Source organism: Chloroflexus sp. (genome assembly GCF_034432675.1).
Classification (GTDB): Bacteria; Chloroflexota; Chloroflexia; order Chloroflexales; family Chloroflexaceae; genus Chloroflexus.
Map to the genome: position 1 here is coordinate 1 of NZ_DAOUBI010000180.1, position 10,352 is coordinate 10,352.

Here is a 10,352-nt window from a genome sequence, read left to right on the forward strand (position 1 = left end):
CTCAAGTTGCCATCTATGCTGTGAGCAGGCCACGACAGACTACCTGCGATGATGAACAGCACGACGCTGCGCACACCATCGTGCAGCGTACCTGACCGGTATGAATCGTTTGGGTCGCAGCCAGTTCCGTAGACGCACTACGTCACGCCCATCTGGTATGCTCATCCTCCGTGTCGCTGTGGTGATATAAGGGAGCAGCTTGGGCGACTATCTATCCGCGTGCATCCGCCTAACCCGCGTCCATCCGTGTTCCACCCATCCCCCCGTCGCGCTCAACGACCCGCACCGCCGTGGTGACGTAAGGGGGCAACTTGGATTAAGATACTACCCGCCATTGCTACCGCGATCCTCAACCGACTCGGACAGTTCCCGGTACAGTTTCACCACCGGATCGTCGCGCTTGCGACGCGGATTGATACCGGTCGCTGCAAGGTAGCGCTGGTAGGCACGCTGTGTTTCTGCCGGTAACCCAAGCCGATGACCGGCCCGCAACAACAGGCTCAGGACACCTACCGCACGCGGTTCGTGGGCCAGCACACGCTGACAGTACTGCAAACACTGCTCTACCTGACCATTGTGCAAAGCCGCAGAGGCCAGGCGTTCGCCTGCCAGTACCACATTGCTCAACAACCGTGCCCCACGTTCGGCTGCCCACTCCTGCGCTCCCACAACCCCTTCCATATACGGCCCATCGTACAGGTCAAGCACGTATTGATAGAAGGAAAGGGCCGCCTCTACACCCTGGGTATTGGCCGTCCTGGTGGCCAGATCGAACGTGCGCTCAAGCAAATCGGCATCACTCTGATACAGATCGGGATTGAGCGCACAACGCTGCCGGTCAGTGTAGAGCAAACTGGCAGCCAGCTCTTCACCGCCATGCTGCTGAAGTACCTGCCGTAATGCTGTGAGCGTTCTGGCAAAACTGCTGGCCGAGGTCGTACTACCCCAGACTGCCTCGGCAATCTCGCCCCGCATCGCCCCTTCAGCCCCACAATGCACAAGGTAGGCAAACATGCCCTGCACTTTACGACCGCCGGCCTTGCCCCCTTCACTCTGCCCCCATTCGTCTGGTCTAATCATCCGACTATCGATGAAAACCTGAAAATCACCCAGACAACGCACGTACACACCGCGAAATGGGCGCAGCTCGACTCGCAGACCACTGATCTCGCCGACGTTTTTCAACGCCAACCGGGCCTGGTCAGCGAGTTCAGGATCGTCCAGCAAGCGGCGCAAGTAGGTCAGTGCCCGATTGCCGTAATGGGTCAGGAGAATAGTCGTCGCCTGTCGCTGTACTGCAACGTCATTATGCACGAGCAATGGCAGATAGAGAATAACCGGATTAGACATCGCACTACTCACTTCCCTCACCCTCTACCGATGACAAGCGCCGCACAATGCTGACCGAGGGATCAATCCGCAATTGGCCGTGCTCATCAAACTCAACCAACAGTAGCTCCCGACCCTCACTCACAATACTGGCGCGCACCCTTCCGGCCCCGTAGGGCATACAGATAATCCGATCACCCGGCTGAAAACGCGGCTCTAGCGGCTGCTGACCTTCAGGACGCCTCTCACGGCTCATCGGCGCCGGGCCATTACGCTCACGCCGCTGGCGGAGTCGGGCCAGAATCGCCTCAGCGTCGGGAACACTCGCCGCCGGCGAATCGTCAGTCGGTAGCTCAGGCGTCGCCGGTGCTGTGGGTGGATCGGGCTGATCAGGAACCCGTCGTCCACTATGCCGCTCGCCGGGACGATTGTAGCGGCCACGCTGCGCATCGGCACTGCGCTCAGACCGCACCGGCGGCTCACGCGCCGGCGGTTCAGACCGTGCCGGCGGTTCAGACCGTACCGATGGCTCTCGCGCTGGCGGTTCAGACCGTACCGATGGCTCTCGCACCGGCGGTTCAGACCGTACCGATGGCTCACGCGCTGGCGGTTCAGACCGCATTGGCGGTTCACGCGCTGGTGGCTCCGGCTCTCGCGCCGGCGGTTCAGACCGCGCCGGCGGTTCAGACGTGCGCACCGGCCTGTTCTCCCCCGGTGTGCGGCCCGGTGACAATGCCGGCATCGCGATTGCCACCTCGGTTTCGCCGCTCAACACGGCCAGCAGCCAGTCCATATCGGTGCGCGCCAACGGCTCAAAGAGCGGATCGGTGCGTTGTTCGAGGGCAATGTCGTAGGCCAGCGGCAGGATCGTCTCGATCTGATCGTACAACCACTCAGCCAGCCCATTACCGCTGTTCTGCGCATCGATCAGATACAGATGATTAGTCGCCGGATCGTAAGCCGGCACACAATCCTCTACACGGGCCAGTGTGATCAACGCCGCCGCCGCGACGAGCGACCACCCCACCTGTTGACCCGTCGGATGGATCGGCTGACTAAGACGCACCCATACTGCTGGACTCTGCCAGCGATAGGTCAGCGGTGTAACTAGCTTTCGTTCCTGAGCCGGTTCTCGACCAATCTGCTCGCGGTAGGAGTAGACCTGCTCTTCAACAACGACCCGCCCCCAACTCAGGTGTGACCCATGCCCCCCATGCGAACAGCGCAACTCGCGCTGTGCCCACTCCTCGCGAATCTGCACCTGGCACTGCCGGAGTGGTAGAGTACGCCGCCTATCCCGTCGCGCCAGGGTGATCGTGCCCCGATCTTCGTCGTGCGCAATAACCTGCTGCCCGCCGCGTAACGGTGGTACTCCAGCCGCAGGATGCATCCAGCGGTGAAACAGTGACGAGTCGGCAGTGGCAAATTGATGACCCTGCTCATCAAGAAGGTAAATCGGTTCCGTGCCAGCAGCATGCAGATCGAGCGGAATGTAGGGATCGCTCTGGTCACCGGGTAACCAGACGGGTGGCATATCAGGGAGTCGGTTCAGATAACCTTTCGCTGTCAGTTGTTCGACTATGCTCTCAACCTGCCACTGCCGAATCTCCTCTGCGTGTAGTGGCTGCTCATTGGCAGCACAAACCAGATGCAACGTAGACACAAACGAATTGTTCACGATCGGCGGCCACACCGGCGAGCGTAAGAGCGGCCACGTCGCCAGATCGGTCACCGCCAGCCGCTGCAAAGCCGGTTCGGTCATCCCGCGACCGAGGATCAGCACGACCAGCACCGCCCCACTCGCCAGCGCAGCCTGCACCGTGGCCGCACCGACATCGGCACCAGTGATGATCTGTACGTGGGCCGGCATTGGCTGCGTCCCAACACTAAACGCCTCGTGGTCAACCAGCGTCCGCAAATCGGCCAACTCCCACGGCGTCGCCACCAGCCGCACCGCAGCACCGGCAGCTAGAAAAGCCTCGGCCAGGCGGGCAATCTCGCGCCGCCGTTCGCCATCACTCTGCCAGAGCGCCAGCGTTGTGGCCGGACGCGGCAGATCGTCAACCGCCGTGATCCGCCATTCACGACCGGTCAACATCGTCAGCGCAGTCTCGGCGCCACTGACCGCTGCCAGCGTCCCACCCAGCAGCAGCGGTTGACTCGTCAACCGCGCCGCCCGCAGCAGCGTCATCGCCAGATGAGCGGCGGCAACCCCGTGAAACACGTGCAGATCGGCGATCACAATCAACCGCAGACGCTGCCAGAAAAAACGCCATGCCCGGTCGTGAAACCTGAGCAGATGGTTATGCAGTTCGGGTAATGTCGTAATCACCAGTCGCGCCGTCGGTGCCACCCGCCGCTGCGTGCCACCGGTCGCGGCAATCGGCAACACCGGACGGCAATAACGGGCCAGCAGCATCGCCTCGCGCTCGTGGAGCAGGACCAGATCGGGATCGGGTGCGATCAACAACGCAGTAGCCGACGGTTCATTCCGCAGCAGATCGAGGGTAACGAGGTGCAGACTGGCCCGACTGACCATACTGCTGCCGGTAATGGCAAAAGGCGTTCCCCGGCGCAGGGCCGCCAGCGCAATCGATTGGGCCTGAAAGAACGGCGTACCAACCACCTGAACCCAGGCTTCCTGCAACCCCTGATCGACCGCCAGATGGCTGATGCGGGTACCGGTTCCGGGCGGAAACGAACGCAACGTAATCAACGGCGACGAGGAACGTCCGCTCCGGGCTGCCAGCGTCTGCAAGATGTCGATCAGGTCGCTCATAATCGTCCGCACGAGGAACAGTCATCTGTGCGCCTGTCCTCAATTTCTGCATATACTCAGAGTATACATGTACATTCAATGCCCGGCAATGAGCAGAAACGCCCTTTTTGCGCTTCATCACTGTCAACCACTCGCCTACCCGTGGTATACTCATTATGGCCTGTGTCTACGAGGAAAAGCGATGCGTTCACGCTGGTTACGGATCAACGGCTATCAACTCCACTGGATCGAAGCCGGACAGGGGCCGGCTATAATCCTCTTACACGGTTTCGCCGGCTCGTGTGCCGACTGGGAACCGACCATAGACTGGCTGGCTCGACAGGGGTATCGCGCCTTAGCCGTTGACGCCCTCGGCTTTGGACGCTCAGAAAAGCCGGTCAACGCCCCCTACGGACTGCACTTGCAGAGCGATCTCTACGCCGGTCTCCTGACCGCACTCGGTATCGAGCGTGCTGTCTTCGTAGCCCATTCGATGGGAGGCAAATACGCGCTGGCGACCGCCCTCCGTCATCCCCAACGGGTCGCCCGCATGGTACTGATCGCCACCGACGGCTTCATCAAGCCATCGCCACTCACCATCATCGGCGGCTGGCCTGTCCTGGGCGAGACCATCCTCTGGCTCTCGACCCACCCCGCAGTCGTGCGCACCTTTCTCGCCGCCGCCTTTCACAACCCCGAACCCTACCTCACTGCCGACCTGATCGAGCGCGGTCGGGCCGCCATCAGCGGTACCGCCAATCGCCGTGCCCTCACCGCCCTCAGCCGGCGCTACGCCGCCACCGATCTCACCCTCACCGGGCTACGGGCACGCCTCGGCGAGCTTCGCGTGCCCACACTGCTCGTCTGGGGCGAACACGACCGCGTCTTCTCGCTCGACTACGCCCGCATTGCCAACCGCGAAATCCCCGGCTCGCAGCTCGTCGTCATCCCACACTGCGGCCACTTCCCGCACATCGAAGCCGTGCGCCCGTTTCGTGGCCTGCTAAATGGCTTCCTAGCCCCGGTACACCGGTAAACGCCCCACCATCACCGACTGCGCGTCACCCCAATCCGCGGACAGACCTTGCGGATCGGGCAGATACTACACCGCGGCGACGTAGGGTGACAGATATTCTGCCCCAGCGTTACCAGCAACCGATTAATCGGTATCCAATAGCGTTGCGGCAACCTCGCCCGCAACGCCATCTCAGTCTCTTCCGGCGTGCGCGTCTGCACATAACCCCAGCGGTTGCAAATGCGATGGACGTGAATATCAACACAAATCCCCGGCAGCCCAAAGCCCGCCGTCACCACCAGATTAGCCGTCTTACGCCCGACACCGGGCAGCTTCAGCAACTCGTCCAGATCGGCGGGCACCTCACCGTTGTAACGTTCGAGCAATATCTGACAGATATGCACAATCTGCCGCGCCTTCACCCGATAAAACCCTACCGGATAGATCAACTCAGCAATCCGTTCCGCCCCCAATGCCACCATCGCCGCCGGTGTATCGGCCACCGCAAACAGCCGTGGCGCAACCACCGCCGTCAACGTATCTTTCGTTCGCAAACTGAGGATCGTCGCAATCAGAATCCGAAACGGCGTCTGACTCACCTCTCCCATCTGGTCAATCAGCGGTGGCGTATACACCGCCAGCTCACGCTCCAGCGTATCGAGAACCTGCTCAATCGGAAACGACGACGTACTCAAGCAACCTCCTCTGCCAAAGACCGGCCAGCCCTGTTCAAGCAGCCCTGCATACGGTATGATGATACGCGAAGTCGGCAATTATGACCACTACTGCCGGGCTACCTCGACCGATGCGCACCCGGCCACACCAGGATGTTCTCGCCTACCAACAGGAGCCGTCTTGTGAAAAACGTCTGGTATTTTGGGTGGTTAATCATATTTCTCCTCACGTCCTGCATCTCTGCCTCATCCCAGCCCACACCACCCCCCACGGCCACGCCATCGGGAGAGGTTGCAACCGCTACCCCAATTGTGCTACCGATCACCACACCAACCGCATCACCGACGGCGCCACCCACTGTTGTCGCCGCCGCCACCATCCCGGCCCCGGTCTACCTGATCGAAAATGATCAGGTGATGCGCCTGGAGCCGGATGGTCAACGCCTAACCCAAATCACCTACGAGCCACAACCGGTACGCGACATGAGTGTCGCCGCCAACGGCACCCTGGTCTACCTGACCGGCAACGACCTGGTCGCCCTCGACGGCAACGGACGACGGGTCATCTTCAGCGAACAATCAATTATCACCCCCCGCATTTCCACTGACGGTCAACGAATTGCGTACCATCTCGCCAACCCTGCGCCTGGGCTGATCAACGGACGCGACGACTCGCCGGCCGGCGTCTACGTCAGCCAGATCACCGGCGGGCGACCGGGCCTGGTCATCGCCGACGATCCTGTCCCAGAGACGCTGGATAGCGAAAATCCGGCCTGGCGGTACATCCCGGTCGCATGGTCGCCAACCGGTGATCGTCTTCTACTCTACGCAGTGATGCAACCGGAAATCGGCATTCCCGGCGGCGAAGCGGTCATTATCGGCCCGGACGGCCAGATCGTGCGTGCGTTCAGTTGCTGCGAAGAGGAGCTGTGGAGCGTTGACGGTCGTGACCTGGCGGTGGCGGGAGGCGGCCCCGGCCCCGACATCCGCTTCGGCCTCTACCTGATCAACGCCGACGACGGCAGCGAAACCGCCCTCCTCTCCGCCGACGAAACCACCATTCCGCTGGTGCGTGCCCCGCAACGCCTGGCCGACGGCTTCGTCTACGCCTTCGTCGAAATGGTACCGACCACTGTCTATTCCTGGGAATACCCTTTCCGCCCGTTCATGTCGCGCATAAGCGATAACGGCCAGATCACACCCCTACGCCCGGAACCGCTCACCGAACCGATAGTCGTCCTCTGGGATGCGCAGGCCCGTGGTGCCTTAATCCGCTTCGCCACCACCGATCCGCTCATCTGGCTACCCACCGATCCGACCCTACCACCGCAACCGACCATTGCCACCGGCTTTGCCTTCACCTGGGTACCGGATGCCGATCTGGTAGCCCGCGACTGTGCATCATTCAGCCCGTTAAGCCCCCAAACCGACGCAGCACGTCGCTACGATCCGACGGTGGCCGACATCCAGGCCCGACTGGAAATACTCGGCTTCGATCCCGGTCCGGCGGATGGTCTCTTCGGCCCAACCACAGCCCGCGCCGTCCGCACCTTTCGCGCCGCAGCCGGACTACCCGAAGGCGAGACCATTGACTGCGCAGCGTGGCAGGAACTCTTCAGACGGAGCATGACGCCATGATCCCACCCGACATTGCCGAACAGATTAGCGACATTCACGCCGCACCAACCCGCCTGGTCCTCATCTTTGCCGGAGCCGGCAGCCTGGGGTTGGCCTGGCTCCACGCCATTGCCGGCTCATCGCGTACCGTCCTGGAAGCCATCGACGCCTACTCACCGCGTTCACTGGCGACCATCACTGGCAACCTCAACGCACCGGCGGTCAGCGCCGTCACCGCACAAGCCATGGCCACCTGGGCCTACCACCGCGCCCAAACCCTCAGCGACGGCGACTGGCCATTGATTGGGGTTGGCCTCACCGCCGCCATCCTGACCGACCGCCGGCGACGTGGTGCCGATCACGCCTTCCTCGCCATCCACCGCGCAACCGACACCATCCTCGATCACCTCAATTTACCCTGCACCGACCAACACCGCATCGATCAGGAGATCATAGTCAGTCGCTGGTTAATCGCACACATTGCGCAGGTGGTGCTGGGATAGAATCACATCAGGCGTCATAAAAGTCGCGCCCCGCCATTCAACAGCGCCTGAACGCCGCACCCGTGATCACCGCAGTACGCACGTCAACCCGCCCCTGGGAGCGCGAGCCTCCGGCTCGCATACCACCTGCACCAGCCTGCGATACCTGTGTTCAGCGGGGTACCACACTACTGAACCAGCTCGCAACAGCGGAAGCCATCCGGCGGCGGTGATTCCCGCCCCCGCTGGGGGCGGGGTAGGGTGGGAGCGTGTAGCACATCAAACCTGGTGTCACAGAAGCCATCGAGCACTCGCCAAAAATCACCCTCATACCGACACCCGAATACAGAAGCCCAGAACCGACACTTCTGCACCTGCAATAACCTGCCGGCGGCCTGTTGGTGACACTTCAGCACAGAGAACATACCGGAACGTGTGAGTAAGCAGACTCAGCCCATCAGACTGACGAGAAACACTGTCATCCCCACAATCATTAAGTGCCGGAATTGACACCACTTACGCTCAAGATGCCCGTGACGCATCGTTTGGAGTGCGGCAGCCATGCTGCCGCGCCAACCGTACTTACGACCCGGCGCGTGGTGGAGCAGTGCCCCTAATGGTCAGAGCACTAACGAATAGCCGTACCTCGTCCCCATCCCGCACACCGGCAGGAATACCACTTCCCGCCCGGCTTGCCCTCGTTTGGAGTGCGGCAGCCATGCTGCCGCGCCAACCGTACTTACGACCCAGCGCGTGGTGTGGCGGTGACACTAATAGTGAAATCTGGTATAGCAGCTCAGCGATACACTATATCACCACAGAGACATAGAGAGCACTGAGAGGTTCTGGTACAAGCCATGGTTATGCATGCACCTTCCCGTCGCACATGCATCCAAACTGTGCCTCACACAATATGCACTGTCAGGGGTGTATCACCAACGCCTATACCCGATCCGCGCCCATCCGCCCAACCCGCGTTTATCCGCGTCCCCGTGACTGGCAGGGTGCAGTTCACCAACGCCTATACCCGATCCGCGCCCATCCGCCCAACCCGCGTCTATCCGCGTCCTACCCACAACCATCCTGTCAGTTCACCAACGCCTACAACCCATCCCATCCGCGCCCATCCGCCCAACCCGCGTCTATCCGCGTCCCCGTGACTGGCAGGGTGATCACTGTCATTCTTGACAACTTGCCGGCCCTATGGTACTGTTCAAGACACTCTGCACCTCAGTGAAAGTGGCGATCAAGGGCGATGGAGTTGCGCAACACACAGTTGTGCCTGGAAGCGCAAAGCGGTTGCGATCACCGTCTGATCAACCGCTCTTTTGCTATACCCGCGTTCGGGGTTGGCGACGCGCCGCGAGAGCGTGCATAACGGTGGATGAGACGTTGGCGCAGTCCGACAGTCGATCAACAGATGTTCAGCAGCAGTGCCGGATCAACGGCAGTGCGCAGGAAGTGTGACGGCTGCGGCCAGCGTTGTTCATCAAATACAGGTGTTCGTTTTAGAGTGAGGAGGTTCCTGTGTCGCACAAACGACTTTGGGCATGGATGACCCTCGTAGCAGTGGCGGCAATGGTTCTGGCAGCGTGTGGTGCGCAGCAGCCACAGGCCCAACCGACCACGGCGCCGGCAGCGCAGCCGACTGCTGCCCCGCAGCCGACTGCTGCCCCACAGCCAACTGCTGCCCCGCAGCCGACCGCTGCCCCGCAGCCGACTGAGGCACCCGCCGCGCCGCAGCAGGGTGGCAAGCTGACGATCCTGTACTGGCAGGCAGTCACGACGCTTAATCCGCACCTGGCTACCGGTACCAAGGACTTCGACGGTGCAACGGTGATTCTCGAACCGCTGGCCCGCTACAACGAGAAGGACGAGCTGGTGCCGTTCCTAGCCGCTGAAATCCCAACGCTTGAGAATGGTGGGGTCGCCGCTGATGGTAGCAGCGTGACCTGGAAGATCAAGTCGGGTCTGAAGTGGTCGGACGGGAGTGACTTCACGATTGACGATATTATCTTCACCTGGCAGTACTGTGCTGATGAAGCTACAGCCTGTACGACCAAGGCGGCTTTCGATCCAATCGCGAATATCGAGAAAATTGACGACACGACTTTCAAGATCACCTGGAAAGAGCCGAACGCCAACCCCTACATCTCGTTCGTTGGCCCGCTTGGCATGATCTTGCAGAAGAAGCAGTTCGAGAATTGTATCGGTGCTGCGGCCAGCACCAATGCCGAATGCCAGGCGGCCAATCTGGCGCCGATTGGTACCAATGCCTGGAAGCTGAAGGAATTCCGCCCCGGTGACACGGTTATCTACGAGCGAAATCCCTTCTACCGCGATGCTGCCAATGTCTTCTTCGATGAGGTCGAGATTAAGGGTGGTGGCGATGCCACCTCAGCGGCACGGGCGGTCTGTGAAACGGCTGAGGTCGACTTTGCCTGGAACTTGCAGATTCCGAAGGCCGTGCTCGAACC

General features: G+C 61.2%; 7 protein-coding genes. 4 read left to right on the plus strand and 3 right to left on the minus strand.

All coding sequences use genetic code 11. The features are described 5' to 3' along the window. Positions 1-324: 324 nt before the first annotated feature. Together VAE55_RS13510 and VAE55_RS13515 are read right to left on the minus strand one after the other, a co-directional pair. Entirely contained in the window at positions 325-1,350 is a 1,026-nt protein-coding gene (locus tag VAE55_RS13510) for an AfsR/SARP family transcriptional regulator (protein ID WP_322816296.1), read from the minus strand. A gap of 4 nt (positions 1,351-1,354) precedes the next feature. Then, positions 1,355-4,108: a helicase gene (locus VAE55_RS13515; RefSeq protein WP_322816297.1), complete on the minus strand. Its 2,754-nt coding sequence runs from the start codon at positions 4,106-4,108 to the stop codon at positions 1,355-1,357. A gap of 181 nt (positions 4,109-4,289) precedes the next feature. On the opposite strand from VAE55_RS13515, the gene VAE55_RS13520 reads away from it, so the two are divergent. Further along, positions 4,290-5,123: an alpha/beta fold hydrolase gene (locus tag VAE55_RS13520; protein WP_322816298.1), complete on the plus strand. Its 834-nt coding sequence runs from the start codon at positions 4,290-4,292 to the stop codon at positions 5,121-5,123. A gap of 11 nt (positions 5,124-5,134) precedes the next feature. Here the strand turns inward: VAE55_RS13520 and VAE55_RS13525 are convergent, their stop codons facing one another. After that, the gene (locus tag VAE55_RS13525; RefSeq protein ID WP_322816299.1) at positions 5,135-5,797 is read right to left on the minus strand and encodes an endonuclease III; all 663 of its coding nucleotides are present in this window, start codon (positions 5,795-5,797) and stop codon (positions 5,135-5,137) included. Between the two features lie 162 nt (positions 5,798-5,959). On the opposite strand from VAE55_RS13525, the gene VAE55_RS13530 reads away from it, so the two are divergent. The 3 genes from VAE55_RS13530 to VAE55_RS13540 form a co-directional block, all read left to right on the plus strand. Continuing rightward, positions 5,960-7,414, plus strand: coding sequence for a peptidoglycan-binding domain-containing protein (locus VAE55_RS13530; RefSeq protein ID WP_322816300.1), 1,455 nt, complete (start codon positions 5,960-5,962; stop codon positions 7,412-7,414). After that, entirely contained in the window at positions 7,411-7,896 is a 486-nt protein-coding gene (locus VAE55_RS13535; RefSeq protein ID WP_322816301.1) for a hypothetical protein, read from the plus strand. Before VAE55_RS13530 ends, VAE55_RS13535 begins: the two co-directional genes overlap by 4 nt. 1,533 nt (positions 7,897-9,429) lie before the next feature. Beyond that, positions 9,430-10,352: ABC transporter substrate-binding protein (locus tag VAE55_RS13540; protein WP_322816302.1), on the plus strand; the 923-nt coding region annotated here is incomplete at its 3' end.

What these genes read in the sequence shown, in the direction of transcription:
- VAE55_RS13510 (WP_322816296.1), bottom strand. Translation starts at nt 1,350, where the DNA reads ATGTCTAATCCGGTTATTCTCTATCTGCCATTGCTCGTGCATAATGAC.
- VAE55_RS13515 (WP_322816297.1), bottom strand. Translation starts at nt 4,108, where the DNA reads ATGAGCGACCTGATCGACATCTTGCAGACGCTGGCAGCCCGGAGCGGA.
- VAE55_RS13520 (WP_322816298.1), top strand. Translation starts at nt 4,290, where the DNA reads ATGCGTTCACGCTGGTTACGGATCAACGGCTATCAACTCCACTGGATC.
- VAE55_RS13535 (WP_322816301.1), top strand. Translation starts at nt 7,411, where the DNA reads ATGATCCCACCCGACATTGCCGAACAGATTAGCGACATTCACGCCGCA.